The organism is Neorhizobium sp. P12A (assembly GCF_008365395.1).
Classification (GTDB): domain Bacteria; phylum Pseudomonadota; class Alphaproteobacteria; order Rhizobiales; family Rhizobiaceae; genus Rhizobium.
In genome coordinates, this window is record NZ_QOVX01000022.1 from 56,907 (window position 1) to 83,681 (window position 26,775).

Consider the following 26,775-nt stretch of genomic DNA (forward strand, 5'->3'; position numbering starts at 1 on the left):
TTGCGATTTTGGTTGGTGGAGACGTCATGTCGGGAATGTAGAACAGTGAAGTGGCCCCGATATCGCCGGACAGATCAGCTATTGAGACAATGCTTTGATGAACTCCCTTGGCGAGGCCATCTTCAGCGCTGAGTGTGAATAATTTCCGCCTTTGGCAGCAAGGTCGCCGTCCTGCAACCACCAATCGTACAGCAGCTCCGCGCCCCCAAATCCGCCATTCCGCCCCATGCGGATGATTAGATCACGAATTCCTCTTCGTACGTCTGTAGCTCGGGAACGACAGTAACCTCCACCGGAACAATCCAATTGGCCACGTAGCTCTCGCAGTCGGAACGCTGGAGGTCGGGCTGGACACATCCCGCCCCATCGATCGCGCGACATCGCAGCATATATCGCCCCACTTCTTCAGGGGTCCAAATGTACTCCCACAAGCGCCATGCAAAGGGACGTTCTGTTTCGAGAAGCCTTCCCTCGCGCCACCCCCTCCCATCTCCGGTGCAGAGCTGCACCTGCCGGATTGCAGCCTCTCCGCTCCAGGCGGCTCCGAAAATCCGGTACGGCTGGCCGGCGATGAGACGCGCCCCCTGTACGGGACGCGCGATCTGCGCCTTGACCTCCATCTCCGCAAGGGGGACCAGCCTGGGTTCCCCGAGACTGCGCTCCCAACGGAAATAGTCTCGCGCCTGCCAGTAGCCAAGGAACGGTTGCTCGACAACCGTGATATGCGTGATCCACTTGACCCAAGCCATGCCGAACCAGCCACCCACGACCGCGCGTAGCGGGTAGCCGTGATCGCGCGTCAACGGCTCCTCGTTCATCGAATAGGCAAGGATCGTGCTGTCAGCGATGGCCTTCTCAAGCGGTAAACTGCGCGCAAAAGCGATGGGGCCGGGAGAAGCCGTTTTCTTGTTCGTGTCGACAACGCCGCAGTCGGCGCCTGCAAGCAGGACCTCACGCGCTGCTGGCTTAACGCCCGCCATTTCCAAAATCTCGCGCAGGAGAACACCTGTCCACGCGGCATTGCCGACAGCTCCGTTCTGCCACTGCAACCCTTCCTTCGGCGGCTCATAGTAGACGCGCCCGTTCCCTGCACACTCGACGACGGCGGTAAGTGTCGTGCTCCGCATCGCCTTGATGCTGTCGAGATCAAGCTCGATCGGCCGCTCCACCGCCCCGTCAACGCGCAATCTCCAGTCTCGCGCATCGAGGTCCGGCGACGGGAAATGGTTTCGCACGAAGAACAGCTCGGTTGGGACCAGCCAATCGAAGAGCGACGCAAACGGAAACTCGATGTTCGGTGGGGATTTCTGTCGAACTATTAGACTGGGTTGCTGTGGTGTCGGCATGGTCCTCGTCTCCCCCTTTTAAGAGCACAACGTCGGGTCTCGGTCGCGCGATTTCCAGTGCGATCACACCGCCCCTCGCAGTGCGTCTTTCGCATTCCGCCTTCGGGCCGCATCGTAGCACATACGCACGTTCCTCGGATCGACCTCGAACGGCAGCAAAAAGGCGGCGGCGGTCTTGCGTTCCATTGTCGGCCGTTGAAGCAGACCTTGCACCCTGTTGGAAGGCAGACATTGTCTAGTTTCAGGATAACGGCATCTTTAAGCCGCCGACGGCGGAAGTAAGCGTCGTCGCCTTGATGTTTCGCAAAGCATCCTGTCTTTATTCTGGGCTACCGGCCCATCGCCACCATGATGCAAGGCGGTCCAGAGGAAAATGTGAGACTCGGGCTGGTTGACGCGTTTTGGGGAGCGTCTGAAGGTGCTTGGCGCTGCGATCCAGACCGCGGTTCTCGCTTCGCGCATATCCGTTGATCAAGTCCTCGAACGCGTCGGGATTGTCCCCACCCGCTGTCACATCTCCGGCAGGCCGGCCTTTCGGAAGCCGTCGACAAAGTGGTCTCGTACAGATGCATCGCGCAGTGGCTGGGAGCTGAGCCAATGGCCGATCGTGAAATGAGGATGGGCGATCAGGAACAATTCTGCTTCTTGCCGCGCCTCCTCAAGGTGGCCCAACTGCGCAAGCGTAGCAGCCAGGAATTTGCGTGAGTTGGTACGATAGGTGTCTTTCCTGCGGAGCGTAGCGGTTGCCGCCTCATAGTCACGCGCTGCGTATTGCGCCTGCCCAAGATGACAAAGATACCAGCAGGTTGGGTAGGGATTGAGCCGCAAAGCTTTTTCGATCTGCGCTAGTCCGTCGGCAACCCTGCCGTCCAGCACAGACAAGTCCGACATGGCGGCCCAAGTGTCGGCGTGGTTGGGGTCCAGCTCCAGAGCTTTGGCGAAAGCGGCCTCCGATTCCTCCCATCTCCGCTCATAAGCCAAAATGGTTCCCAGAACGTAACGGCAGCCGGCATCGTTGGGATCCAGGTCGACCGCCTTCTGCGCGAACGTCGCCGCCATCCGACGGTTAGGATCTTCGGGCTCGCCGAAATGAGTCCAGGCAAGCCAACGGTTATAGGCGAGCAGACCGAGCGCCTCGGCATATGATGGCTCGAGCTTAACCGCGCGTTGGAGCAGCATATGGGCCTCACGCTCAGTTTGCGGTGACTCTTCCGTCAGGAGGCGGGCGCGCACACACAGATCGTACGCCTCAAAGTTCATCGGCCGATTGCGCTGCGTCGGGATGGTCAGCCTGCCGACGAGGGCTTCAACAATCTTGGCGTTAACTTCATCCTGTAACTCGAAAACATTTTCCACCGTCCTGTCAAACCGTTCGGCCCACAAGTGCTGGCCGCCAAGCGTGTCGAACAATTGGGCATTGATACGGACACGGCCCATCGCGCGTCTGGCGCTCCCCTCGAGGACATAGCGGACGCCCAGTTCCTGGGCGACCAGCCGTACGTCGACCGGCTTGCCCTTGTAGCCGTATACGGAATTGCGCGCGATGACGAACAGGCCAGCCGTACGGGAAAGGTCAGTGATCAAATCTTCGGTCAAGCCGTCGACGAAATATCCGTCCGTTTCATCCCCACTCATATTCGTGAACGGCAATACAGCGATCGAGGGACATTCGGGCAGCGGCAATATGCTCTGCAGTGCATCTGGCCAATGCCACACGTGGACCGGGCGAGTCAGGTTCTTTAGGTAGCGTTCGCCTGCATCAAAGAACCGGTCGCTAATCTTGCCGACGATCTCGCCGTGAACATTGGCTGAAATGCAGATACCTCCCGGTGCGGCCTGCGTCTGGAGGCGCGCCGCGACGTTGACGCCGTCCCCGAGGACGTCTGAACCGTCGTCAAGGACATCTCCCAGATTGACGCCTACACGCAGAAGCAGCCGCCGGTCTCCGGCAGCCCCAACAGCAGTGGTGGCCCGTTGCATTTCCAACGCTGCTGCGACCGCGTCCACCGCACTACAGAATTCGATTAAGAATCCGTCGCCCATGACCTTGAAGATGCGACCGTTGTGACGCATCACAGCCGGCTCGATAACGTCAGAACGGAGTTCCCTGAGGTTCGCCAGCGTTGCGACTTCATCAGCCTCCATCAGGCGTGAATATCCCACCACATCGGCAACGACGATGGCGGCTAGGCGACGCTGAAAAGATTGATCCGTCATTTGAGGACAAGCCTAACGACCGAGATAGCAAGTTATTGGTCAACCGCGAGTGAGTCAACAAGTGGTAAGAGGCGATGTCCAGGCGATCTCCACCTCCATCGCGCCGTCATCCCCCTTTGTGACCGACGGCGTCGAAGTGGACGAAACGAAAATGAGCATCCACGGAAAGCGGACCGTTCTTGAACGTCTGGTATTGGGCGGCGAGCGGCGCTAAAGCAGGTGCTGAAATGACCCCAGGATGTTGAATACCGTCATGATTTAACCCTTTTTCCGCTTGACGCCGACCCTGCTCGGCACAGACAAGCCGATGGAATATCTAGATATTTTGAGGGACACTATGGGTCATCGCGAAACGGCAGTTGGGGTGAATTTAGTGTAGAATTCAACACCTTCATTTTTTTGCTCCTCGTTTGGCGTCAAAGTAGTTCGCAATACGCCATCGCATGATAGCGCCCACGCGACTCAAGTCTTCCAAGGCTGCTCGGGGACGTCGTGCAAGCCGTTCGGCAACAACATGCGGGCGGTGGAAATAACGTTCAGATATTCGCGCAGGAGCTTGATCTTGCCAGGTGGCTTCATTCCCGTGATGGACCAGGGTTACGCCATCATGGTCGTCCAGCTTCCTCAAGGATCGTCTCCTGAACGAACGGAGACCGACCCATCCGTCATACGGGTTGTCTTCTACCGTCATCTGTCAGTCGCCTTTTTCATCAGGTCTTCAATGATCGAGGGGCCGATTGCCTCTCCAAGGGCTTTCGCGCCCTTCGAAGGCAACCTCGCGAGGCCCTTGGTGATCGCTTCTCTCCATGCATCTCCTCGATCCCATGCTTCTTCCCACGCAAGGGCGATTGCATCGCTCTGACGCGTTTTCACGAGTCCTTCGAAGAGCAAGGCGGCCTGCGATAGGTCTTTGCCCGCTTTCAAACGTCCTAGCGTGTCTGTGAGCCTTCTTGAGGACACGATCAGCTTATGGACGGCATACCGCTCGGGAGCAGGGACCAGCACGTTCGCGCCTTCGCGGTGTAGAAGCACCGTTCGGACAGGCTCGTAGATCAGGTAATCGAGGAAGCGCAAGTTTTCCGCCGACGCGCCGCCCAGTGCGGGCATCGGCGACGGCTTGCCCGTGTATTCGTCTGATCCCCGGTTTCCCGTCAGGAACTCCACACGGTAGCCCCTGGCATTCTGGAAGGCGACAACCTTGGCTCGGTCCGCCCGGTGCGGGACCGCCCGGAAGTCGGGATCGACCGACTGGAGGACCTCCAGAACCGGAGGCAGGCTGTCTTCGACCCCGGCCGGGATCGCGAAGTCTTGGGCGAAATCCGCGTCACCTGTCTGCATTGCAGACGATGGCAGCCGAACGCCGATCATTCCGGCGTAGGTGCTGAACGCCACCGATCCAATGAGGACGGCTCTCAATCGGAACAATCCAGCGTCAGCAAGAGCCTTTGTAACATCTCCCGCAAACCCGTCTGGACTGGGGAAGCCTGCACGACGTAGGGTGCTGACCATCCGCCTCCGCTCCCGCAGGTCGTCCTTGATCTCCTTGTGGGCCGTCACCCGCGCCGTGATCTCTTCATCGCTCTGCGGACCGACATAGCTTCGCTTGTCTTTGCCATCTGTGGTAGGCAGATCGAAATACCAGTAATCGCGACCCTTCACGGTCACGGTGACGAACCAACCCTCCAGTGGGAAGTCCGCAAGGAATTGTCCGTCGTGCGTCCGCTGAACCAGCTCGGCAAACAGGGTCCGGTAGGCAATGTCGATCTCTCTCATCATCGGCGGCTCTTCTTTTTCGACAGGGGCCCTCTGGCGGCGGGCTCGGACATCCACCTTTCGAAGCTGCCCTTCGGTCGTTTGGCGAAGTCGTCGTCACTGATCTCGTTACCGCGTTATAAGTCTCTGTCAATACCTTATAACTGCCCGCGACGTTGTCAACGTCGCTGTTATGAGCCTCTGCCAAAACCCATAACGAGCCTATTATAAGTGTTCGCCGAGACCTTATAACCGCCAGCCGTTGAAATTCCGCCGGCGGTCGGCTTCTGCCGCCGGACGCGGAAGCGATCCTCATCCGGCATACGCTTTAGGATCTCGCGTGTTGAATTCCGTCCTGGGCCATCGCGAAACGGTAATTGTGGTGAAGCTAGGATGGAATTCAACACAACTGAAGATCAGAAGTCGAAATCTTCCATTGCTTGAATCGGCATCAGGAGATGGCCATGGATGAAACGATCAGGAGAGGACGTTGTTCGCGCAAAGAGCATACGATCCCCGCGATGCTTGTCGTTGAGTTGAGAACGCAGCCGGATGATCGGATATTCGCTGAACTGCTTTGGCTCGATGGCAACATGAAGGCACGACAGGCCAATCTCGATACTGAGCTGTTGGAGCATGTTCCTATGCAGGAATAGACAGATTTGGTTGCCCAGCGCCAATGTCCGTAGCGATCGGATGGCAATGATGTACCTGGGGCTATGTTTCGGCCCCGGCGCGTCTTTCGCCTCCTGCACCGTGGTGGCGGGGCCAGCTAGCCTTGATAGCCGGGAGGGGTGACTGCAACGAATTGTAGTGCTAACGTGGCGAGCTAATCGTTTAATCAAAGGATTTTGTCCACATTCGCTTCCGGGAGGACGGCCTTCGAAGGCGCACTGGATCAGGGTATTCCGGAGATGAAAGGGGTAGAGGACGCAGGCATCATAGACCGCGAAAGGCGGTTTAGAGGCCATGCGTCTCGATCAGGTCCTCGGTATCTTCGGCAAGAGCGTCGATCGCGGTTTGACGAACGTCTAGCTTAGATTTCAGCCTGAGCACATCCTTTAGAAGAGCACGACGGTGTTTGCCCACGTAGCGGAACGGCAGATCGCCCCGATCCATGCGTAGGACGACGAGGGGGCGAGAGATGCCGAGAATAGCTGCCGCCTCGGTCGGGCTCAGTTCTTGGTCTTCGGCCAGCACGGCAACACGTTCGCCGCGCATCATGTGCTCCAAAAGCGCCTCCACTGCCGCCGCGGCAGAGGGCGGTATCGACAGCGTCTGTTCCTTCCCGCCCTCACGATGAACGTGAAGTTCCAACCTGTCGCCTGCGCGCAGTTTCGGCAAAGGCGAGGCTATCTTGCGATCGCGATCCGAGAGTCCGGCGAAGTGAACAATTTGGCTGGCCACGGCGATATCTCCTATTTTGACTAACATAATGCCTGAGGCCCCTAACTGCAATATCTGAAAGTTCGTGAGCTTAGTTGAGTTGAGGGATTTAGCCTTCCAATCGAAGTGACGCAAACTCCGACTTGAAATCAATATCCAATCCATTGGACAGCGCGGCGGCGGTTCGATCTCATCAGGAGCCAGATACGATTTGAATCCCCACTCTAACATGCTCCCGCTCACTCTTCTCGATAGCTGACCCGTGTTCACATCAGGTTTCCGAAACGGACGGCTGCAGGCTCCGGATTGGACGAAGTTGAAATCCGAATCGGACGCATGGAAGCTCCGACCTGAACGCATCAGCAATCTTAGAACTTGGCAGCGATCAGGAGGAAAAATAGATTGAAAGCGGAAAGTCCTTCTGACCTACTTTATCCGAGAGGCGCAGCCGAGCGAATTAGGGTCGCGCTGGAAGATACGCCAGTTGTACTTGTGAACGGACCGCGTCAGTGTGGCAAGACGACGTTAGCTCGAACTCTGCTCCAGACAGATCGTCCGTATTTCACGTTAGATGACGAAACGACCTTACTATCAGCAAAGACCGATCCAGTCGGCTTCATTCGTCAGATTGATACCGCCATCTTAGACGAGGTGCAGCGTGCACCGGAGTTGTTGCGTGCCATAAAACAGGCTGTAGACAACGATCGGCGGCCTGGTCGATTTTTGTTAACCGGCTCAGCAAACATTCTCGCACTCCCGACGATTTCCGACAGTTTGGCAGGACGGATGGAGGTCGTTACCTTGTTGCCTCTAGCTCAATCCGAAATTCGGCGCAACCAGTCGAACTTCCTCGATTCCGCTTTTGCTGGAACGGTTATAGTCCCTCGCAATCCAATGGTCGGAAACGCCCTGATCGAGCGGGTGCTCATCGGCGGATATCCTGAGATGGTGGGTCGTGGCGATCCCCGCCGTCGATCCGCATGGGCTAGAGAATACATACGCGCTATCGTTGAACGAGATGTGCGCGAAATTGCCGACGTCGAACGCCTGGATCAAATGCCGCAGCTTCTTCGGGCGCTCGCGCATCATTCCGGACAGTTGCTCAATTTCACCCAATTGGCCGGCCAGGTCGGCATCGATGACAAGACCGCCCGGCGTTACATTGGACTATTTGAACAGTTGTTCCTCGTTCGTCGCATCGAGCCCTGGTATCGAAATCCGTTGAAGCGTCTTGTTAAGACACCAAAGCTCCTGTTTCTCGATAGCGGTCTCTTAGCTGCGCTTGTCGGATTGACAATTGATCGAATTTCACGTGACCGAGGGTTATTCGGTTCATTGCTCCAGACGTTTGTCGCCGGCGAAATCCTCCGGCTTGCGGCCTGGAGCGAAGTCCAATCAACCTGCCATCACTATCGGGGTAAGGATCAGGACGAAGTAGATATCGTTCTCGAAGACGAAGCTGGCAATATGGTTGCACTTGAAGTCAAGGCTGCGGCAACGGTGATCGCAGCAGATTTCAAAGGCTTACGCAAATTAGCCGTGGCCACTGGGCGCGCCTTCAAGGCGGGCTGGGTGCTATACGACGGCGACAAGATCCTGCCATTTGGCGATAATCTTGCGGCGATACCGCTATCTTGTCTCTGGGGCGATTAAGGTAAGCGGCAGGAATTAAGTTCGAGTCTCTTCAAGAGCGAAGCTAAGGCTTTTGACAATCTTTGCCAAAAGAGTCTATAGTCATTCATTGAATGGAGTCCGCCAATGGCAACGATGAATGTATCCCTACCGGATCGGATGAAAGACTGGGTTGAGGCACAGGCTAAGACGGGAAGATATTCCAATGCTAGTGACTACGTGCGCGATTTGATCAGACGTGACCAGGCTCGGAATGACAAGATCGCCGCCATGCAAAGCTTCGTTGACGCCGGGCTCCAGAGCGGGGTTGGAACCCGATCGAAGGATGAGCTGTTCGCTGAGGCTGAAGCTCGTTCTAATAGAACATGAGCTATAGGCTTTCTGTCGAGGCGGAAGAAGACATCATCGCGATTGCCGAGCAAGGTGTGCGTATGTTCGGCGCCGAGCAGGCGCGTCGTTACCACAATGATCTTTTTGTTGTACTGGATTTGCTAGCCAATAATCCGCGTATTGCGCGCGAAAGAGTTGAAATTGAGCCGCCGGTCAGAATTCATCCCTTCAAAGCGCATCTGATCGTTTATCGGATAGCCGACGATGAGAGTGTTTTCGTTATACGCATCCGGCACGGGCATGAAGATTGGGTGAGCGATTCAGCATAGCGCACGCCGGACGAACCTCTGTTTTTGGCACGCCATTGGTTCGATTCTACTCAAGGTGACAAATCTACTCAGAGCAACCGCGCCCGCTCACCAACTTCTTGTCGTGCATATCAATCCATTCGGTTGATCCGGCGTCCCGACTTTCTGGAAGCTTCATCGAACGACGCCGCGATCTTCATCATGAACGCCTTGCTGAAACGGCCGAGAACGTTTTCGTCGGGCTCGATGTACTACGACCGCTCGGCGATATCGTAATTGTATTCGTCGACCATAACCCAGCAGCGCTTCAGGTCGCTCAAGCCGGCTCGGCCCGGCAGCTACGGTGCCACCGATCGCGCCGATCCCATACACAACAATTCGCATCTGATCCCCTTGGTGCAATACAAGGCCGGCGTTCGACGTCAGCGGATTGGTAGCACGGTTGATATGAAGCGACATTTCGATATTGATGTGAGGCGTTCATATCTTCGTGCGGTTGGGAGGGCACTCTCTAGGCCGCGACACCGTCATCGTCAGCGGCAAGGATTAGGTCGGCTGCCTTTTCAGCCAGACAATAAGTTGCCGCAACGGTGTTGGCCGAAACGATGCTCGGCATGATCGAGGCGTCGACTACGCGCAGGCCCTGCACTCCATGTATCCGCATGGTCACAGGATCGACAACCGATCGCTCGCCGCGTCCCATGGCGCAGGTCCCAACGGGATGAAAAAGCGTGCCGACGCGCTCGCGGATGAAGGCATCAAGCGCGCCGTCGCTTTCGATGTCCGGCCCCGGGTCGATCTCTGTGTCGAGATGCGGCGCGAAAGGCGCCTGAGCGGTGATGTTCCGTGCCAGCCGGATTCCTTTGCGCAGCGTTTCCATTGTACTGTCGCCGCGAAAGAAGTTGTAGAGGATCGCCGGCCTTTCGCCAGGATCGGCGCTTTTCAAGGCCACGCGGCCGATGCTACCCGGTCGAAGCTGGCAGACGTGCATAAGAAAGCCATGACCGGTAAAGCCTGACGCAGCCTGCGTGTTGGCGCGACCGGTGCAGAAGAAGAGCTGAATATCGGGCCGATCGCTTGAAGGATCGGTGGAGATAAACGCGCCGCCTTCGCCGGTGGTCGATGAAAAAAGCCCGCGCTTGTTGAATACCCAATTGAACACGTGGCCGGCATTGCGCGGCGCCGCTCGCCAGGAGACGCCGTAAGGTGCTATAGATCTCGCCCGATATTCTATCGTGACGTCGAGGTGATCCTGAAGATTCTCGCCCACTCCCGGAAGGTGCGCGACGAGGGGAATGCCATGGCGTGAGAGTTCTTTGGCGTTGCCGATACCCGACAACATCAGCAGATGCGGCGAAACGAAAGAGCCTGCTGAGAGGATGATTTCGCGACCGCCCACGACACCTTGCTCGCCATTCCGCCGGAAGGCGATACCGGTCGCCTTTCGCGCCGCAAACACAATGCGCGTAACCTCGGTCTCGCTCATCACAATGAGATTCTGTCGATGCCGTACTGGATCGAGATAGGCTCCTTCGGAGGTAACCCGCTCACCATTCTTCTGAGTAAAAGTATAGAGGCCAACTCCGTTCTGGCGCGCGCCGTTGAAATCGGCATTGAGCGGGTGACCGGCCTGCTGCGCAGCTTCAAGGAAGACCTCTGCCATAGGATTGACGCTCCGCAGTGGAGCGATGTTCAGCGGCCCGCCTAAACCGTGATAGGTCGGATCGATCTGCCCTTCGAGAGGCTTGTCGCCGAAACGTATGTGGCGGGCCGATCCCGGCTCGGCCAGAATATCGAAGCGCTCGAGCTTGCGAAAATAAGGAAGCAGGTCGTCGTAGCCCCAGCCCGGATTGCCGCGGTCGCGCCAATGGTCGAAATCCTCGCGCTGGCCGCGAATGAAGATCTGACCGTTGACGTTCGTCGAGCCCCCTGTGCCCTTGCCGCGCGGCAAGGCTAGTGAACGCCCCTGCAGGCCGGGCTCGGGTTCGGTTTGGAACCAGGACATGAATTTCGGGCCGCCAAGAAAGGCAAGCGTCGGCGCCATAAAGGTCACCATGGCCAGGGGGATACGGACGATGGCCTTGCGCGCATTGCCATCCACCCCTGCCTCGACGAGACAGACACGTGTAGCCGGATTTTCACTTAGCCGATTTGCAAGCACACAGCCCGCGGCACCCCCACCGACAATGATATAGTCGAATTCGGGCAAGGCTCAGATATCCTGAATTTGCGGCAGGATCACGAGATCGCGAATGGTCACATTTGCCGGCCTCGTCAACATAAAGATTACCGCATCGGCGACATCTTCGGACCTCAGGCCCTCGCGCGACGCAACCTTCGTGTCGATGGCGATTGGATCGGTGTAGCCCCATAGCTCATTCAGCACGACGCCGGGCGCTACCGAGCCAACTCGGATATTGTGCCTCATCGTTTGCCGCCGCAATCCGTGCACGAAGGCCTGGATCGCATGTTTGGATGCTGAATAGATCGGCTCCCAATGGATGGCCTGATGCCCCGCAACCGAGGAGGTCACGACGATCTGCCCGCCGCCGTGGGCAATCATGCCAGGCAACACTGCGCGGACCAGCCGAAAAACCGAATTGACATTGATTGAAATCAGTTCGTCCCAGGCATCTGGCTCACCCTCTGCGACGTCGCCGGGGATGTAGAGGCCGGCGTTAGGCAGGAGAATGTCGATACGACCGAAGTGCTGAGTTGCGGCATCGACAGCGTTTTGGAGGGCGTCCGGTTTGGTGAGATCCGCCGGCAACACGATGACGTCACCACCCGCCTTGTCGGCCACTGCCTCAAGCCGTTCTGCGGAGCGGCCGATAAGTGCCAGCTTCGCGCCCTCTTCTCGCAGAGCCAATGCTGTTGCGCGCCCGATACCCGAGCTCGCGCCTGTGACGAGCGCGACCTTGCCTTTAAGTTTCTGTCCCAAGATTTCCTCCACATCGGCGGGATCTTGGAAAGCCCTCGCCGATGGGAATGCTAGGCAGGCTGCTTCTACCCGTCAATAAAAAGCTTCGCTGATATGAGCTTCACGGTCAGAGCATCAAACCCACCTTCGTGGGTCCACGATGCAACCGCTTGAAAAACTCGGGCATCGCTCCGTGCGCCACGTGCCCGTGAATTTCACCAGCGGGCGCAGACCAGAATGTGGAGCGATCACCCAATCTGGTCTCAATCAGCTTCCGCGTTTGAGAGCATTTTGGTCGGGAAAGATTCATGACCTTGTCTGCTCATTGGGCGCTACCTCCACCGCCACCTCGAGATCAAGCCACCAGAGGCGTTCGCGATCGAAGCCCGCCGAGCCTATGAATTTCGAATAATGGCCTTTCTTGATAGCGATCGAAACGCGGTGCGACTAGGGCGGGCAATTGTGAATTGGGTCCGAACAAATTCTGCCGATAGGTTCACAATGACGCAGATCTTGGCTCTGTTGTTTCTATAACTTTCAGTCTAAAAATCGGCACTCGGAAGTTGTCGGCGTTCGAGTTAGAACTGACGTCGATGGACATCAAATCGCGCGAGGAGGACGGCGATGCCTGAAGAAAAATCGACGGAGCCGCTCGATCTTTCTGCCTTCGATGATTTAACGGAGACCTTCGGTTCGCCGCAAGTGTTGCCGTCACAGCCTTCCGACAATGCGCTGACGCCGGCAACAGACGCGCGGCTGCTGGCGGATGCACCGCCTGCCCGCCTCGTGGATGTGTCCACCCTTTCGCCCGAAGATCTGACCGCGGCCAATCGCTCGGCGGCAAATCTGGATTTTAGGAAAACCAATACACTTCTGGCGCATGGCGACGGCACCCTTGCTGAGATTGCGCAGGCCTCGCGTCAGCTGCTCACCGGGGTGCGTCTCGGCGATACCGGCGAAGTGGGCCGGATAGCGGCCAGTGTGATTGACGGCGTGAAAATCCTCCGGATCGACGAGTTGCAGGCGGAATCGTCCGGTGCGACGTCTGGCGCCCCGCGCTTCGGCCTGATCGGCAAACTACTTGGTGCCGCCGCCAACGCCCACACAGCGTTCAAAAGCTTTCAGGAAAATCGCAAGAAGTTTCTGGATCTCATGGACGCGGAACAGGCCAAGGCGCGAAAGACGAAAGCGGACCTTGCCGTATCGATAGACCTGCTCGACCAGCAGGCCTCGGCGATACGCAAGAGTCTTTATGGTTTGAAAATCGATATTGCCGGCGGGCAAATCGCCTTGGATCGTGGTCAAGAAGAATTGGAATTGCTGCGTCAGAATGCCTTGAAGTCCGGGGACCCGGCCGATGCAGCCGATGTCATGGAGTTTCGCAGCGCGTTGGCCAACTTCCGCGGCAAGATTGCGGAAATGCGCGAAAATCTGGTTGGCTCGGCATTGCTAATACCGATCATAGGGCAGAACAAGAAAGCCGCCGAGACTCGATTGATGAAAATATCGAATGGGATGCTGGTCGTCATCCCACGCTTGATGGCGGTCGCCTCGCAGGCGGTCGTGCAGGTGGATATTCGGCGTGCTGCAGACGAGGCGGAAAAGTTGGACGAAGCGTCGCGCCAAATCACGCTGCTCGCCTCCAAGGGCGCCCATGATGCCGCCACGAGCGCGGCGCGCAGTCTTGGCGGAGATCAGCGCAACCTCGATGTCCTGTCACAGGTTGCAGACGAAGCCATTCGCACGATGAATGAAGTCATCGATATCGAGCACGAGGTCGCGCAGGGTGATCGCGAACGCGAGGCCAAGCTCGCCGCCATTCGCGATCGGATATCGCTCGGCATGCGCGGCGTCAATCAGCGTGCCCTGGAGAAGCCTGCTGGATGAGCGAAGAACGCAACGTCGATTTTGATATGCAGGCGGCATGGCTGCGGCGGTTCAATTCCGATGCCGAAAGCAATCTGAAGGCCTTTGCATTACGGCTGAAGGAAGCCTTGCCGCACCAAGTCTCGATCCTGGAAAGCAAGTCGTTTTTCAGCAAGCCGCGACTGACTGGCGTCAGTATCCACATTGGTGACCATAAATACACGCTTGAAGTGACGCGCGGTGAATTGAAGGCGAGCGTAGCCATGGTGGTTCGAGGCATCACGCTCAACACCAAAAGCGTTGCGCCTGCCGATTGGTTCACGCAATTGGCAGCGGAAACGAAGGCTGCCAGCGCGCATGCGCAGAGCCTCAGCCAATCCCTCTCCGCTTTCATGACTTCCTAAGGAGCTCCTTCTTTGGGCCTGTTCGATTTTCTCAAGAAGCCCGATGCGGAAACAGTCGCGCGTCAACAGGCTGCCGCCGAACGACAGGCCGACATCAGACGTGCAATAGAGCGCGGTGGCGTTCCTGAGATAACGCGCAAACGGCTCAACGGCATTCAGGCAGGAACGCTCCCTTGGCTGGCAACACTCACACCTGCCGAATTGCTTGTGATGCGCTCGCACGGCATCCGCCCCATCTCGTCCGTTTCCGCGACCTGCTGGATCCATTATGGATTTTCTTGGACCACTGGTCATATGCAGGGCTGGAACAGCGCCCTCCAAAGATTGGCAGAAGAGGCGAGGGCAGCGGGCGCCAACGCCGTTGTCGATGTCAAGATGCGCACTGTGCCGCTCCGCATTGGCCAGAGCATGGACTTCACGCTCGTGGGTACTGCCGTCAAGGTTGATGGCCTGCCGCCTAGCGGCGCCCCCGTCATTTCCACGGTTTCGGCATTGGAGTTCGCCAAGTTGCTGGATGCCGACATCATTCCGGTTGGCATCGCCGTCGGCGCCGCCTACGAACGGCGGACCGATTGGTCGGGCAGAACCCGGCTGACCTTCATCGGCAACATCGAGTGCCTCGATTTGTCTCGCCTTTGGGGAGAGGTCAGAACGCGGGCGATGAGTGAACTTCGCAGCAGCGCCAAGCGTCAGCATGGCAGCGTGCTCGCCCATGTGAATTTCAGTCAGTCGTTCAAAATCGAACGCGACAAGCTGCCGCCAGATTTTCTGTTTCGCCATATCATCATAGGTACCGTAGTGGACATGTCCGTGGAGTCTGCCAAGAGAGCGGTAAAGGATCGAGGACTAGACACCAGCATAGTCGTAGACATGCATGCCGCAGGAACCCCCTTGAATGGGCACGTTCCTCACCACCAGTCCTATGGCTCTGATAGAGAAGGGGGAATTTGAGAATGACCAACCCGATGCCCGCACATGTCCTCGAGCGGCTCAAGGGCCTGCGAAGTTCAACGCATTCGTCTGGCGTCTTCACTTCGGATTTCAGTGTCAACGAATTTCTGTTGGTGCGTAAAGCTGGCTTCGAACCTGTCGGTCTCTGTGTCGGCAGTTGCGTTTATCATGTCGGCATTCAATATCGGTCGTGGAGCAAAAACCAGGAACTGGAGGTCCTTTCAAAGGCAATGTATCACGCCCGCGAATTGGCGATGTCGCGGATGCGCGCTGAAGCGACGGCGATGGGTGCGGACGGTATCGTCGGCGTCAAGCTGACGATAAAGAGAATGGCATGGGACGATCACATGCTGGAATTCATTGCATTGGGCACCGGCGTCGTGCATGCCGAAGGCCATTCAGGATTTCGAGCACACGACGGCGGACCCTTTACGTCTGATCTGTCCGGTCAGGATTTCTGGTCACTTCTTCATGCGGGCTATCGACCCGTGGAGATGGTCATGGGGTCCTGCGTCTATCATGTCGCACATCGCGGCATGTTTGCGACGGTAGCTACCGCAGGGAGCAACGTCGAGCTCGAGAACTACACCGCTGCGATGTATGAGGCACGAGAGATCGCCATTGACAGAATGCAGGCTGAGGCGTCGGCGGCGAAAGCCGAAGGTGTCGTCGGCCTTGATATCCACGAAGGCAGCCACGGATGGGAGACGCATGTGATCGAGTTTTTCGCGATCGGCACAGCCGTTCTGCCGCTGGCGCAGGAATTGGCGCCTGAGAAAATTGCAGATCCGATTATGGTGCTTTCTGTCAACGACTAATGTCGGCGCCGCCTTGCGCACCGCTCTTGTGGTGCTCGCGATGCTCCTGAGCTTACTCGTTCACGGTGATTTTGCCTTTGCGGAACCTCTGCCGCCTCAAGAACGACCGATGGTTTCGCACTGGTCTATAGTGGAACTGCCGGGAGGCTTGCTTCGAATGGATTTCCGCAGAAGGCAGGATTTCCGCCGGCACGCCTGAGCTCTTCAAAAAGCTGCAGGACAGCCGGCGCTTCCATATGCGATACCTTCCATTGCCATTTTAGGACGTTTTAATGGCGGCCGCACCGGCTTTGGTCAACATATTGACGGTGCCCGGGCGCACTGGAAAGCCGATAGGTGCCGCCGCCTGATCGCAGACAGCAGCGCGATTGTTCGAGCACCGATCCATAACGCAAGAACGCCATTACGACCATCGGTTTTGATATCGCAAGGAATGCTTTCCGGCTTCAAGGGCGACAGCATCTGCTGTCGCCCTTCCATTCACTTTCTTCCCGGAACCTGCTTTTAGGATAGATCAGCTTCAACGAGGTAGCGTGTCAGCGCCGCCGTCGACATTTCGCGCGCAAGGCCTGCTGCCTGGCCCGACCACATGTTGCTGAAGTCGGATCTGGCATTTTTCTCGGTGAGCGCACGCAGCGGCGCAAGCACGCCACCGGCCGTCGGAAAGGCCGGTGCCAGATTAGACATCGGTCCGATTTCCCGCATCAGCCGATTGAAGATGCCGCGGGCGGGCCGGCCGGTGAAGAGGTTTGTCAGTGCCGTGTCATCGCCTTGAGAGGCCTGAAGTGCCTTGCGGTGAAACTGGCTGATCTTGGCTTCAGGGGTCAGCAGATAGGCGGTCCCGATTTGAACGGCCGATGCCCCCAGCGCGAAAGCTGCCCGCACGCCGCGAGGATCGGCAATACCACCGGCCGCAACAACAGGAACGGACACGGCATCGACAATCTGCGGAACAAGGGCGATCGTGCCAATCTGCGTGGACATGTCATCGGAGAGAAAGTTGCCGCGATGGCCGCCGGCTTCCTGGCCCATGGCAATGACGGCATCGATGCCACGCTCATCCAGCCATTTGGCCTCGGCGACCGTCGTTGCTGAAGCGATGATCTTCGCACCGGTTCGCTTGACCCGCTGAAACAGGGCTCCGTCAGGCAAGCCAAAATGGAAGCTCACGACTTCCGGCCGATAGTCTTCAACGACGGTGCAATAGGCGTCGTCGAATGGGGCGCGATTGGAAGACGGAACCGGATCTGCGGGATCGATACCCATTTCGACATAGTAGGACGCCAATGCCGAGCGCCAGGCCATCTGGCCAACCGGGTCGGGTTCCGGCGCGACGTGAGAGAAGAAATTGACGTTGATCGGCTTGCTGGTCGCGCTGCGGATCTGGTCCAGCGCGGCCTTCATCGCATCGATCGAGAGCATCGCTCCCGGCAGCGACCCGAGACCGCCCGCATTGCTGGCGGCAATCACCATTTCGGGCGTCGTTGCTCCGGCCATCGGTGCCTGAATGATAGGCAGCTCGATGCCGAACAGATCGAGGATGCGCTTGTCTTGCCAGTTACCCATGCTCGAGACTCCATTGCTGTTTAGCATATGAAGCACCCCGGCCTGAGGGGTCGAGGTGCCGGTCACATTCCAACGTCCGGCTGCCAATGCGCCGGCAATATAGTCATTTTGACTTGGCTTCGGCCATCTGCTTTCGGTATTCCGGCGTCGTCACACCACCGACGCCCCAATTTTCGAGCTCCACCTCATCGATAACGACGAATGTGGAATTGTGCGGCTTGCCCATGACTTCGAAAAGCAGGTCGCTGACCCCCTTGATGAGGGCCTTCTTCTGCTCGGGCGTGGTGGCCGATGCCCCAGGAGCGGTGCCTTCCCTGGTAACCTTGATATTGACGTATGGCATTTGCGTTTCCTTTCCGGGTGCTGATGTTACAATCGCATTGGCATGCAGCAGCCCAGGTCAAGCTGCGATCTTGAAGCTGACAGATTTTCATCTTTCGAACCGCCGAAGCCGGGAGACCATGTTAGACTGCAAGAAGACGCTCGCCAGCTGTTCCTGGCTTTCGCGGTAGTGGTCCGAGATTCGATCATCACAGCCGGTCCGCCGACAAGCGTCAACTTCAGTTTTGGATAGGGACATCGGATATACTTTCCGGTTCGCGTTCCACCCACCCTAAATCCGTTCGATAGTTAGGATAATTCGCAATTGTCGCTCAATCGCTGAGAAAAAACCCACAGCAATCGAACCGCCCGCGGCAGGATCTCTTTCCACCGTCTCATCGGGCGATTGGTCGAGTTCCCACAAGGCCTCGCTTGAAAAGGGCGCTCATCTTTCCCGTCCATTCAAGGCGGCCAACAATCATCACCGGGGGGATGAGCCTTGCCAGACGTCGACGACACCGGAATAGCACGCCTCAGTTCCACGCATGAGCTGAGCGTCGAGGAATATGAACGACAATACCGAAAGTTTCTCGATCATGGACGGACAGGAGGCGCGCTTGGCGTTCTCTTGACGTCGGGTTCCAAGGTCGTGCTGATCAAACGGACAGGTCTTCATGCCGGCTGGGCGATCCCTGGTGGAACCCTGGAAGAGGGGGAGGAGCCGGAAACCGCCCTGCGGCGCGAACTTCAGGAAGAGCTTCGTTTTCAACCATCCGATCTGACGATGACCCTCCTTGAGGAAAAGGTCTTCAGGTCTCCGTCCGGCGAGGAGCTTCGCTTTGATCTTCACGTCTTCATCGGCCGTCTCGACTTCGATTTCGACGAAATGACCGCGCCGGAGGACGAGCTCGACATCGAATGTATCAAAGCGTTCGCTGTCGATCTCCTGCCAGGCAACATGATTCTCTCCGACCGCGCCAAGCTGGACATCATCCGCGGATCCTTGGAAGGGGCGCCGACTTATACGTAGACAGACCAACGACGTGACCTTGTCGCACGGATGCGTGGCTCGAGATGTCGGTAACCCACCGCACACGATCAGAAACGAACGTGCTTAAAGAAATCTCGAACGGCCGTAAAAGCGACGATCGCCATGCAAAGTACTGATACATATTTGGTCAGGCCTGTAGCGCGCCCACTAATTACTCCATCCACTACGGGCAAAAGGCCGAAGACAAGCTGTAAAAACAGTATCGGCAGCCAAGGCCGTTCTTCGATCTTCTGTACCGTTCCGTCGCGATACGGATCCTCCCGACTGCCTGGTTCTGGAGACAAGTTCAATCTCCAGGTCACAGTTCTCCCACGAAGAAAATACGTGATAATGAGGCAAGTAAGATACAGCGCCGGTAGCCAGATGCTCCCTCTGCCCAGCAACCAGACAGGAATAAGCAATAGGTGTAGGCCGAGCAAAAACCAAAATGAACACCCCTGAAGCCTATTACTCTCAGCTTCTTGAGTGGAGGAATTGTTAGCCACTGCTGTTTCTTTCATTCTCGTCGACCGAGTGAGTGTCCGTCGCCTGATCGGTTATCGCTTTTTGATCTCCCGAGGCTTGCACTGTCCGTTTCATCGAGCAGTGCCGCCGGGCTTGCAAAGTCTCGACGAAGTGCCTCTTCCTTCCATTTCGCGGAGAAAGATTGGGCCAAAGGGACAACAATCCGGAAGGCCGCACCGATGTCTTGCGATTGCAGCAAGGTTATCTCGCCCCCGTGCGATAGTAAGATCGTCCGCACGATACCCAGTCCCATTCCCGTCCCCCCGCTACTACGGCGAGTCGAGAAAAACGGCTGAAACACACGGTCGCGGTCGGCTTCGGAAATACCGCCGCCGTTGTCGCGCGCGATGACGACCGCTGAGCCGGACTCGGTGAAGGCCTCCAGATCGACCCGTCTTGCCCCGTGTTGTGTGGAGTTCTCCGCAAGATTTGCAAATACGATGTTTGCGGCTTCCGGAGGCAAGGCCATGCGCAGATGCGTCTGACCTGTGCCGACGATCTCGAGTTCCGGGAAGCGCTTTTTCAGGGCTGCCGCGATATCGTCGACGGTCGAGTGATCGACGGAATCGGGGACCTCGGCGTGGGCGAGGTCTCTCAGCCGCAGCAACAGGGTATTCAGCCGTTCGGCATCTGCGATGATATTGTCGAGGAAATGCTGGCGCTGACCATTCGTCATCGCCTGCTCGTGGAGATCGTCCCGCAGCAGTTCTGCAGCCCCTTGGATCGCCGTCAGCGGGGACTTCAATTCATGGGAAACATGCGCTGCGAAGGTGCGAACATAAGTGCTGCGATCCACCAGCTTGGTCGCCAGGTCCAGAAAGCTCTGCGATAGCGTCGCAACCTCTCTTGAACCATAGCTGGAAAGCGGTCGAATATCTCTCTTCCGGCCGCGGGCTATCTCATCTGCTAGGGCGACGAGCGCATTGATGGGGGCCGTAATATTCCGACTGAACACGTATGCGACGGAAAGCGTTACTCCCAGTGCGACGAACAGTGCACCGATCTTTGTCGGCGTCCAGAAGAACTGCGGTTCTTCGCTGTGAAATCCAAGGACAATAATGGCGATCGGCAAGATCATGGTCGCAACGAGCACGGCCGATGCAATCATCGCCATAGGCGGGCGCCATTTTGATTTGACCCGAGGCGCACTCACGATTTCTCCCTCGCAAGCTCGCTGCTCAGCCTGAACCCCACTCCATGAACGGTCGTGATGATCTCCGGGGCTCCGGCGGAGGCGAACTTGGCTCTGATGTTGCGAATATGGCTGTCGATCGTGCGGTCGGCGACATAGGTGCCCGCGCCATACGCAGCCTCCATGAGCTGGTCGCGTGTGAAGACCATGCTTGACCTTGCGAGCAATGTTTCGACGATGGCGAATTCGATCGCGGTTGCTGCGATCGCGTTGCCCTTGAAAGCGATGCTTCGTCCGGCTCTATCCAGACGGAGCTCTCCCGCACGCAATGTCTCGTCCCGTAGGTCGCCCGAAGACGTGTTCCCAGTACGCTTCAGGATCGTCTTGATGCGTGCCACGAGTTCGCGAGGACTGAACGGTTTCGTGACATAGTCGTCCCCACCGATTTCGAGACCCAGTATACGATCGATCTCTTCGTCCCGTGCGGATAAAAACAGGATCGGAAGCGAGGACGTCTTGCGGATCTGACGACAAATTTCCAGGCCGTCGATATCAGGCAGACCCACATCCAAAACGATGAGGTCGACCTCGTCCCTTCGGAAAGCCGTTAACGCGTCCGCTCCGCGCCCGACCGTTATCGCCTTCATCGCCGCCCGCTCCAGCGCAAACGAGATCACGTCGCGTATATGAGGTTCGTCATCGACGACAAGAATTCGGTGCACTGCCAGTCCCTCAAATCTGCGATCCCGCCCGTGATATCCCTCTTCCATCATCTTGCAAACGGAATGGTTGAATTAAGGTAAGCCGCCATCCGGGCCGAGCGATAGTTCCAACTGCGCCAATCATCAGTGCGTGCATTAAACTCCTCCGCGAGCTGCATCCTGATCCGGCTGGCAAATTGTCTCTTTCCGAATTCGCTGGTCAAGGATGCAGCAAGATAGGTGTCAAGCGCAGGAATTGCGGAGGGGCCGAGGGTCGACAGGTATTGGATGTCCAGGAGAACACCTGTCTGGCTGAGCTCGGCACAGTGCTCGACATTGAAACGCGCGATGAAGGCGGGAAAATCGACGAAAGCCCCGACATAGGGGACCAAGGTCAAAACCATGAGGTTCATGGCGATGAGCCACCGGTTCGAGCGTCGGAATGCAATCCTCAGAAGGATCAGAACGAGGCCCACCGCCACCAAGCCCATCCATATCCCGGCTGCGACCCTTAGCCAGGTAAGGGAATACGCCTCGACGTAGAGATCGAGCCTGAGGATCGATGATGCGCAGAGGAGCACATTCTGGCCGATCCAGACAAGGACCAAGTTTCGAATGAGCGGACTGCGATCGCCGGGACCGTCCCGACGCATGGCGATAAGAACGAAGACGGCCGCAAGCAAAGCCGTTGCCAACAGCGGATAGGCACCTCGATGCGCATATTCGGCGTGGCTCATTCCGTCCGGAAGTTCGGCGCCACCCCAGAGATACACGATATCCATTGAGGTCTGAACAGCAAACAACACATTGAAGATAGCAAGCGATCGAACCAGCGAGCCATAATCGAAGAGCGATCCAACCAGGGTCCCGGCGGTGTGGCCGGAGCTCGGAACTCGGCGCCTTCTTCGGGCAAGCCGCGGCTTCATTAGAACCCCGACAGACCCGCCAATGGCGATCCAGAAGGTGATGCGCCAGGGATCCAGAAATTGTAGCAGGAATGAGAAGTCGATGTCCTGCAACAGGGCCTCGATCACGGGATTGGCCGCCCTGAAGAGAAGGAGGAATGCTGCAGAAAGAGTTATCGGAAGAATCCAGACAGCGAGACGTTTGCCGAGCGGAAGCGCGGACGTGCGATCAAGCCGCAGGATGAAGAATCGGGGAAACACCCTGACGAATTGACGTGGAACCGCCAGCACAAACCGAGAGAGGACAGAGGGCAGGGAGGTCCAGTTTCGTGGGAAAAGCCTCGCGGCCGCAAGAGAAGTGCAGATGACGGCTCCGGCAGAGAGTGCGATGGCTGCTGCCGTCGGAGCTTCCAGGAGCGGGAGCGACGCGACAATGGTCAGCCCGAGCAATTCTATCGGCGGCCCTGCTCTAAGCGGCTTAGTGGTCCAAAGCATGGATGCGGTCGCGACGGAAATTGCGAAGAAAAAGAGATTGAGACCGAGCGAATTGCCGTAGAACAAGATGTCCGCAAGCACAACAAGACCGAGGCAAACAACCCTTCGCCCTTTGTTGTACGCGTTCGGGAAAGGGGTGCTCAGATGGATTTGGGACTGCACGCTTGGCTCTCCTGGGTTTGCCGTCCCGCAGCGATATTGTTCGCAGACGATTGAGGATCGATGCCGTCCGCCAAGGGCGGGTCCACCAGCCACCAGCCCTCGTTGAGAAGACGATATGGTAGTGTGGGACGGGGATGGTCAGATTGTTGGCTGGGTTTTTTCATGCCGACAATCTGCCGGGCCGAATTGCAGATTTTGTGCAGACGATGAGGAGTTATTCAGGTTTCGCGGCGAAGCCGAGACAATGCCTTCGCGGCATCCATGGGAGCGAAGTCAGTCTTCGCCGTCACTGCCTGATTCTTTGAGACTGTCGCGGAAGACCCACGCCGTCGCGCCGAGCAATGCGACCAGCCCCCAGGCGATCCATTTCTCGTCCACTTCGAAGTGCACGAGAAAAAAGATCGTGAAACCCGTCGAAACTGCGAATACGGCCGCTGGCACAAGCACCTCCACACGAAATATTAGTTGAGCAATATATTTAGATCGAGAAATTATCAACAGGCGACCGTTGTTGATTACGCGACGGCGCACAGAGACGTTTCAGACCTAGGCCGGCGCCGCCCACAGGCAAAAGAAACCCCGCGCGGCTGGGGCCTGTGCGGGGCTAGTTGGAAGGTCTTTCACCACGGTCGCCTGGACAATAGGCGGCGACCCTGTCCAAGCGGCATCGGTAAGTTAATTTGATATTCTGATTGAACGCAATTCGTCCTCGCGAGGTACTCCATCTGGCGATCAGAGCGGGGCGTCGCGCCGAAATGGTCCGTGCCAATGGGCGGTGATATCGCCGGTTCATGCGAAGCTGCGAACGCTGGCCGGTCATCTTTCCAAAGCTATTAAATATCTTTTTAGTTATTTAGGATTCAATCTGTTGCAACGGTGCGATGCAGGCACCTGGCCTGCGCAGGAAGCGCATTCCCCCTTTTAGCTGAGGTTTGCCGCGGAACTCCCGCCGCCAGAAAGTGAATCGCACGATGAAGAATCTCAAGATCTCTCGCCAGCTGCTCAGCCTGACGGCTGTCCTGATGGCCGCTTTTATCACAGTTACCTGTTATCAGATCCATAGCTCCATCAATGCGATCTATGATGAGCGCTACGGAATGCTGCGCACGCAGGTGGAGTCTGCAATATCGATTCTTCAGTCCTATTATACCCGCGAAAAGTCCGGCGAACTGAGCCATGAACAGGCACAGAAAGCTGCTTTTGCGGCAGCCGCCAACATGAAATTCGAACCTGCCGGCTACGTCTTCGGTCTTGACTACGACGTGACGACGATCTTCCACTACAATCCGAAGCTCATCGGCGTTCCGCAGAAAGGGCAGCCGGACAAGACTGGCCACCTTTTCCGCGAGGACATCGTGGCGAAGGGCCGGGCCGGCGGCGGCATCACGGAATACTACTATGGCAAGCCGGGCATGCCTGAAGACCAGGTTTTCAAGAAGGCGGTCTATTCGCGCGCATTCGAGCCCTGGGGTGTCGTCGTCGCGACCGGCGTCTACACCGACGATCTGGATGCCAAGATCAATGTTACAATCCTTGCAGTGACAGGCGTCGGTATCGTGGTCTTCCTGATCGCATTGGGTTTTGCCTTCTTCGTGATCCGCGGCATTTCGAAGCCTTTGGCCGATGTGCATGAGGCGCTGAAGGCTGTTGCCGACGAAGACGTCAAGATCGCCATCCCGCATACATCAATGGGCAACGAGATCGGCAAGATGGCCAAGGCGACGGCGTCGCTGCAGGAGAAGGTGCGCGAACGTCACGCCATGGCGGAACGCCAGACGGCCCAGGAACTGGCCCTCGACAGCGAACGCCAGCAGAACCTGCGCCAACAGCAGGACGAGGCCCAGATCCAGGCCCGCGTCGTCTCCACCATCGGCCAGGCGCTGGAACAGCTCGCAGGCGGCGACCTCACCATCCGCTGCGGCGATATCGGCCAGGGCTATGCGGGTCTCCGCAACAACTTCAACGATGCGCTCTCCCATCTCGAAGCCGCCATGGGCCGCGTCAATGCCAAGGGCAACGATATCGGCCTGTCCAAGGAAGAGATCCGCCGCGCCTCCAACGAACTGTCGCAGCGCACCGAGCGCCAGGCTGCAAGCCTGGAGGAAACCTCCGCGGCCCTCGACGAGCTCACCGTTGCCGTCCGCCAGACCGCAGATGGTGCCCACGAGGCTTCCAAGCGCGTCCATTCCGTCTCGACCGAAGCATCGCGCAGCGACGCCGTCGTTGCCCAGGCGATCGAGGCCATGAGCGGCATCGAGAAGTCCTCGGAAGAAATCGGCAAGATCATCGGCGTCATCGACGAGATCGCCTTCCAGACCAACCTGCTTGCCCTCAACGCCGGCGTCGAGGCAGCGCGTGCCGGCGAAAGCGGCAAGGGCTTTGCCGTCGTCGCCCAGGAAGTGCGCGAGCTTGCCCAGCGCTCGGCTGCTGCCGCCAAGGAGATCAAGGACCAGATCGCCCGCTCCTCCGGCCAGGTCGACCAGGGCGTTCGCCTCGTCGGCGAGGCCGGCGAAGCCTTGAAGCGCATCTCCGACCAGATCAAGGCCGCCAACGAGATCGTCTCGAAGATCGCACACAGCGCCTCTGAGCAGGACACCACGCTGCGCTCGATCTCGTCGTCGATGAACCAGCTCGATGCCGCAACCCAGCAGAACGCCGCCATGGCCGAAGAGACCACCGCATCGGCAGAGACGCTTGCAGCCGATACCGAGGATCTCCTCGACCTTATCAGAGGCTTCCGCGTCAACAATGGCAGCGCTGCTGCTCAGGCATCGCACCAGCAGAGACGCAGGGCGGCTTAATCACGCAGAACACTCAAGGCGATTTCAGTACGAAACTCTTAGGGGCCGCCGGAGAAATCCGGCGGCCCTGCCGTTTGGGGCGATCGGCGGCTCCATTATTTACAGGTAAAAATATGCTCGACTAACTGCCAAATCCATGGAGTCTTCTATAAGTCTTCCCCGGGAAGATCTTATGTTTTTCTCCCGCAATGCAGCAAAACGCTGATTAAAGCCGATTTAATCATGCTCTTTTGAGTATGATTAAATATTTATTAGATCAAACCGGCCAATTTTAGCAGGCCGGAAGCAGCATGTGATTAAGCAGCGGTAGACGCACCGAGATTACTCGAAGGCGCTCGCACAGGCGGTAGGAAACCGCGCCGGAATTCCCGTCATTCCGTAGCTGTGAGGCGTCATGAAGAATTTTAAGATTTCAAACCAGCTTATATTGCTTGTCACCGGACTTATGATCGCCTTCGGCGTCGCTACATATCTGCAGATCCGCTCTTCTGCGAACTCCATCTACAACGAACGCTACGAGATGCTTCGCACACAGGTCGAGTCCGGCCTTTCGATCATCAAGGTTTATTATGCCCTTGAGCAATCCGGAAAGCTTTCGGAAGCCGATGCGAAGGCCCAGGCCTACGCTATGGTCAACAGCATCAAGTATACGCCTGATGGCTATCTCTTCGGGTACGACTACGACATCAACATGGCCTTCCACTACGACAAGACCAAGATGGGCCAGAACTTCAAGGGCCAGCCTGACCCGACTGGCCATTACTACCGCGAAGAACTGGTCAAGCTCGGACAGCAGGGCGGTGGTCTTACCGATTTCTACGCCAGCAAGCCCGGCCATCCGGCGAGCGAACTATTCCGCAAGACCGCCTATGCCCGCGCCTTCGAGCCCTGGAAGATGGTCGTGATAACGGGCGTCTACATGGATGACCTAGACGCACAGGTGAACCACACCATCTGGATGACGCTGATGTACAGCCTCGGCCTGTTCGTCGTCGCGATTGCCGCTGCCTTCTTCGTGATCCGCGGCATCTCGAAGCCTTTGGCCGACGTGCATGAGGCCCTGAAGGCCGTTGCCGATGAAGACGTCAAGATCGCCATCCCGCATACGTCGATGGGCAACGAGATCGGCAAGATGGCCAAGGCCACGGCGTCACTGCAGGAGAAGGTGCGCGAACGCCATGCCATGGCGGAACGCCAGGCAGAACAG

24 protein-coding genes and 1 pseudogene are annotated in these 26,775 nt (G+C 57.5%); 11 read left to right on the forward strand and 14 right to left on the reverse strand.

Annotated elements, in window-relative coordinates; translation table 11 throughout:
• Positions 1–236: 236 nt before the first annotated feature.
• The 4 genes from DTW90_RS31730 to DTW90_RS31745 form a co-directional block, all read right to left on the reverse strand.
• Complete coding sequence (locus tag DTW90_RS31730; protein ID WP_149343562.1) at positions 237–1,346, reverse strand: sulfite oxidase; 1,110 nt, start codon at positions 1,344–1,346, stop codon at positions 237–239.
• A 510-nt stretch (positions 1,347–1,856) separates the two neighbouring features.
• Positions 1,857–3,563 carry an adenylate/guanylate cyclase domain-containing protein gene (locus DTW90_RS31740; protein ID WP_149343566.1) on the reverse strand — a complete coding sequence of 569 codons (1,707 nt, stop codon included), beginning with the start codon at positions 3,561–3,563 and terminating at the stop codon, positions 1,857–1,859.
• 391 nt (positions 3,564–3,954) lie between these two features.
• Positions 3,955–4,191, reverse strand: coding sequence for a hypothetical protein (locus DTW90_RS37550; protein ID WP_210251444.1), 237 nt, complete (start codon positions 4,189–4,191; stop codon positions 3,955–3,957).
• Positions 4,192–4,250: 59 nt separating this feature from the next.
• Positions 4,251–5,339, reverse strand: a complete 1,089-nt coding sequence (locus DTW90_RS31745; RefSeq protein WP_149343568.1) for a GSU2403 family nucleotidyltransferase fold protein — start codon at positions 5,337–5,339, stop codon at positions 4,251–4,253.
• A 440-nt stretch (positions 5,340–5,779) separates the two neighbouring features.
• On the opposite strand from DTW90_RS31745, the gene DTW90_RS37380 reads away from it, so the two are divergent.
• Positions 5,780–5,971, forward strand: coding sequence for a hypothetical protein (locus DTW90_RS37380; protein ID WP_188080117.1), 192 nt, complete (start codon positions 5,780–5,782; stop codon positions 5,969–5,971).
• A gap of 304 nt (positions 5,972–6,275) precedes the next feature.
• Here the strand turns inward: DTW90_RS37380 and DTW90_RS31755 are convergent, their stop codons facing one another.
• Positions 6,276–6,722 (reverse strand): DNA-binding protein, encoded by a 447-nt coding sequence (locus tag DTW90_RS31755; protein ID WP_149343570.1) that lies wholly within the window; start codon positions 6,720–6,722, stop codon positions 6,276–6,278.
• 381 nt (positions 6,723–7,103) lie between these two features.
• On the opposite strand from DTW90_RS31755, the gene DTW90_RS31760 reads away from it, so the two are divergent.
• The 3 genes from DTW90_RS31760 (at position 7,104) to DTW90_RS31770 (ending at position 8,992) form a co-directional block, all read left to right on the forward strand.
• Positions 7,104–8,354: an ATP-binding protein gene (locus tag DTW90_RS31760; RefSeq protein WP_149343572.1), complete on the forward strand. Its 1,251-nt coding sequence runs from the start codon at positions 7,104–7,106 to the stop codon at positions 8,352–8,354.
• A 105-nt stretch (positions 8,355–8,459) separates the two neighbouring features.
• On the forward strand, positions 8,460–8,702 hold the full coding sequence (locus tag DTW90_RS31765; protein WP_132528610.1) for a type II toxin-antitoxin system ParD family antitoxin: 243 nt from the start codon (positions 8,460–8,462) through the stop codon (positions 8,700–8,702).
• Positions 8,699–8,992, forward strand: coding sequence for a type II toxin-antitoxin system RelE/ParE family toxin (locus DTW90_RS31770; RefSeq protein ID WP_132528611.1), 294 nt, complete (start codon positions 8,699–8,701; stop codon positions 8,990–8,992). Before DTW90_RS31765 ends, DTW90_RS31770 begins: the two co-directional genes overlap by 4 nt.
• A 110-nt stretch (positions 8,993–9,102) precedes the next feature.
• On the opposite strand, the pseudogene DTW90_RS37855 reads toward DTW90_RS31770, so the two are convergent.
• The 3 genes and pseudogenes from DTW90_RS37855 to DTW90_RS31785 form a co-directional block, all read right to left on the reverse strand.
• Positions 9,103–9,300, reverse strand: a pseudogene (locus DTW90_RS37855) (hypothetical protein); the annotation flags it as partial.
• Between the two features lie 182 nt (positions 9,301–9,482).
• Entirely contained in the window at positions 9,483–11,180 is a 1,698-nt protein-coding gene (locus DTW90_RS31780; RefSeq protein WP_149343576.1) for a GMC family oxidoreductase N-terminal domain-containing protein, read from the reverse strand.
• A gap of 3 nt (positions 11,181–11,183) precedes the next feature.
• Positions 11,184–11,912 (reverse strand): SDR family oxidoreductase, encoded by a 729-nt coding sequence (locus DTW90_RS31785; RefSeq protein ID WP_149343577.1) that lies wholly within the window; start codon positions 11,910–11,912, stop codon positions 11,184–11,186.
• A gap of 603 nt (positions 11,913–12,515) precedes the next feature.
• On the opposite strand from DTW90_RS31785, the gene DTW90_RS31790 reads away from it, so the two are divergent.
• Genes DTW90_RS31790 through DTW90_RS31805 form a run of 4 tightly spaced genes read left to right on the forward strand, consistent with a single transcriptional unit; the run spans position 12,516 to position 15,930 of the window.
• A complete protein-coding gene (locus DTW90_RS31790; RefSeq protein ID WP_149343579.1) occupies positions 12,516–13,778 on the forward strand; it encodes a toxic anion resistance protein in 1,263 nt (420 codons plus the stop codon).
• On the forward strand, positions 13,775–14,161 hold the full coding sequence (locus DTW90_RS31795; RefSeq protein ID WP_149343581.1) for a hypothetical protein: 387 nt from the start codon (positions 13,775–13,777) through the stop codon (positions 14,159–14,161). Before DTW90_RS31790 ends, DTW90_RS31795 begins: the two co-directional genes overlap by 4 nt.
• Positions 14,162–14,173: 12 nt before the next feature.
• Positions 14,174–15,112: a heavy metal-binding domain-containing protein gene (locus tag DTW90_RS31800; protein WP_149343583.1), complete on the forward strand. Its 939-nt coding sequence runs from the start codon at positions 14,174–14,176 to the stop codon at positions 15,110–15,112.
• A 2-nt stretch (positions 15,113–15,114) separates the two neighbouring features.
• Positions 15,115–15,930: a heavy metal-binding domain-containing protein gene (locus DTW90_RS31805; protein ID WP_149343585.1), complete on the forward strand. Its 816-nt coding sequence runs from the start codon at positions 15,115–15,117 to the stop codon at positions 15,928–15,930.
• Between the two features lie 504 nt (positions 15,931–16,434).
• On the opposite strand, the gene DTW90_RS31810 is transcribed toward DTW90_RS31805, so the two are convergent.
• Both DTW90_RS31810 and DTW90_RS31815 read right to left on the reverse strand, forming a co-directional pair.
• A complete protein-coding gene (locus DTW90_RS31810) occupies positions 16,435–17,496 on the reverse strand; it encodes a nitronate monooxygenase (protein ID WP_149343587.1) in 1,062 nt (353 codons plus the stop codon).
• 103 nt (positions 17,497–17,599) lie between these two features.
• Positions 17,600–17,839 (reverse strand): 4-oxalocrotonate tautomerase family protein, encoded by a 240-nt coding sequence (locus tag DTW90_RS31815; protein WP_132528617.1) that lies wholly within the window; start codon positions 17,837–17,839, stop codon positions 17,600–17,602.
• Positions 17,840–18,316: 477 nt separating this feature from the next.
• Here DTW90_RS31815 and DTW90_RS31820 point away from each other — a divergent pair, with 477 nt between their 5' ends.
• Positions 18,317–18,847, forward strand: coding sequence for an NUDIX domain-containing protein (locus DTW90_RS31820; protein WP_149343589.1), 531 nt, complete (start codon positions 18,317–18,319; stop codon positions 18,845–18,847).
• Between the two features lie 517 nt (positions 18,848–19,364).
• On the opposite strand, the gene DTW90_RS31825 is transcribed toward DTW90_RS31820, so the two are convergent.
• From DTW90_RS31825 to DTW90_RS37385, 4 genes are all read right to left on the reverse strand, one after another.
• Entirely contained in the window at positions 19,365–20,486 is a 1,122-nt protein-coding gene (locus DTW90_RS31825) for a HAMP domain-containing sensor histidine kinase (protein WP_348642673.1), read from the reverse strand.
• A gap of 35 nt (positions 20,487–20,521) precedes the next feature.
• Positions 20,522–21,226, reverse strand: coding sequence for a response regulator (locus tag DTW90_RS31830; protein WP_246665132.1), 705 nt, complete (start codon positions 21,224–21,226; stop codon positions 20,522–20,524).
• Between the two features lie 47 nt (positions 21,227–21,273).
• Positions 21,274–22,767, reverse strand: a complete 1,494-nt coding sequence (locus tag DTW90_RS31835; RefSeq protein ID WP_149343593.1) for a DUF4173 domain-containing protein — start codon at positions 22,765–22,767, stop codon at positions 21,274–21,276.
• A gap of 273 nt (positions 22,768–23,040) precedes the next feature.
• Positions 23,041–23,208, reverse strand: coding sequence for a hypothetical protein (locus DTW90_RS37385; RefSeq protein ID WP_188080118.1), 168 nt, complete (start codon positions 23,206–23,208; stop codon positions 23,041–23,043).
• Between the two features lie 518 nt (positions 23,209–23,726).
• On the opposite strand from DTW90_RS37385, the gene DTW90_RS31840 reads away from it, so the two are divergent.
• Positions 23,727–25,568 carry a methyl-accepting chemotaxis protein gene (locus DTW90_RS31840; protein WP_348642675.1) on the forward strand — a complete coding sequence of 614 codons (1,842 nt, stop codon included), beginning with the start codon at positions 23,727–23,729 and terminating at the stop codon, positions 25,566–25,568.
• A 394-nt stretch (positions 25,569–25,962) separates the two neighbouring features.
• The coding region (locus DTW90_RS31845) for a cache domain-containing protein (RefSeq protein WP_149343597.1) at positions 25,963–26,775 on the forward strand (813 nt) is incomplete at its 3' end.

Bases quoted from the DNA above. Each gene is read 5' to 3' on its own strand.
- DTW90_RS31815 (WP_132528617.1), bottom strand. From the start codon at position 17,839: ATGCCATACGTCAATATCAAGGTTACCAGGGAAGGCACCGCTCCTGGG.
- DTW90_RS31825 (WP_348642673.1), bottom strand. From the start codon at position 20,486: ATGGCGATGATTGCATCGGCCGTGCTCGTTGCGACCATGATCTTGCCG.
- DTW90_RS37380 (WP_188080117.1), top strand. From the start codon at position 5,780: ATGGATGAAACGATCAGGAGAGGACGTTGTTCGCGCAAAGAGCATACG.
- DTW90_RS31790 (WP_149343579.1), top strand. From the start codon at position 12,516: ATGCCTGAAGAAAAATCGACGGAGCCGCTCGATCTTTCTGCCTTCGAT.
- DTW90_RS31805 (WP_149343585.1), top strand. From the start codon at position 15,115: ATGACCAACCCGATGCCCGCACATGTCCTCGAGCGGCTCAAGGGCCTG.
- DTW90_RS31765 (WP_132528610.1), top strand. From the start codon at position 8,460: ATGGCAACGATGAATGTATCCCTACCGGATCGGATGAAAGACTGGGTT.
- DTW90_RS31795 (WP_149343581.1), top strand. From the start codon at position 13,775: ATGAGCGAAGAACGCAACGTCGATTTTGATATGCAGGCGGCATGGCTG.
- DTW90_RS31770 (WP_132528611.1), top strand. From the start codon at position 8,699: ATGAGCTATAGGCTTTCTGTCGAGGCGGAAGAAGACATCATCGCGATT.
- DTW90_RS31810 (WP_149343587.1), bottom strand. From the start codon at position 17,496: ATGGGTAACTGGCAAGACAAGCGCATCCTCGATCTGTTCGGCATCGAG.
- DTW90_RS31740 (WP_149343566.1), bottom strand. From the start codon at position 3,563: ATGACGGATCAATCTTTTCAGCGTCGCCTAGCCGCCATCGTCGTTGCC.
- DTW90_RS31745 (WP_149343568.1), bottom strand. From the start codon at position 5,339: ATGATGAGAGAGATCGACATTGCCTACCGGACCCTGTTTGCCGAGCTG.
- DTW90_RS31730 (WP_149343562.1), bottom strand. From the start codon at position 1,346: ATGCCGACACCACAGCAACCCAGTCTAATAGTTCGACAGAAATCCCCA.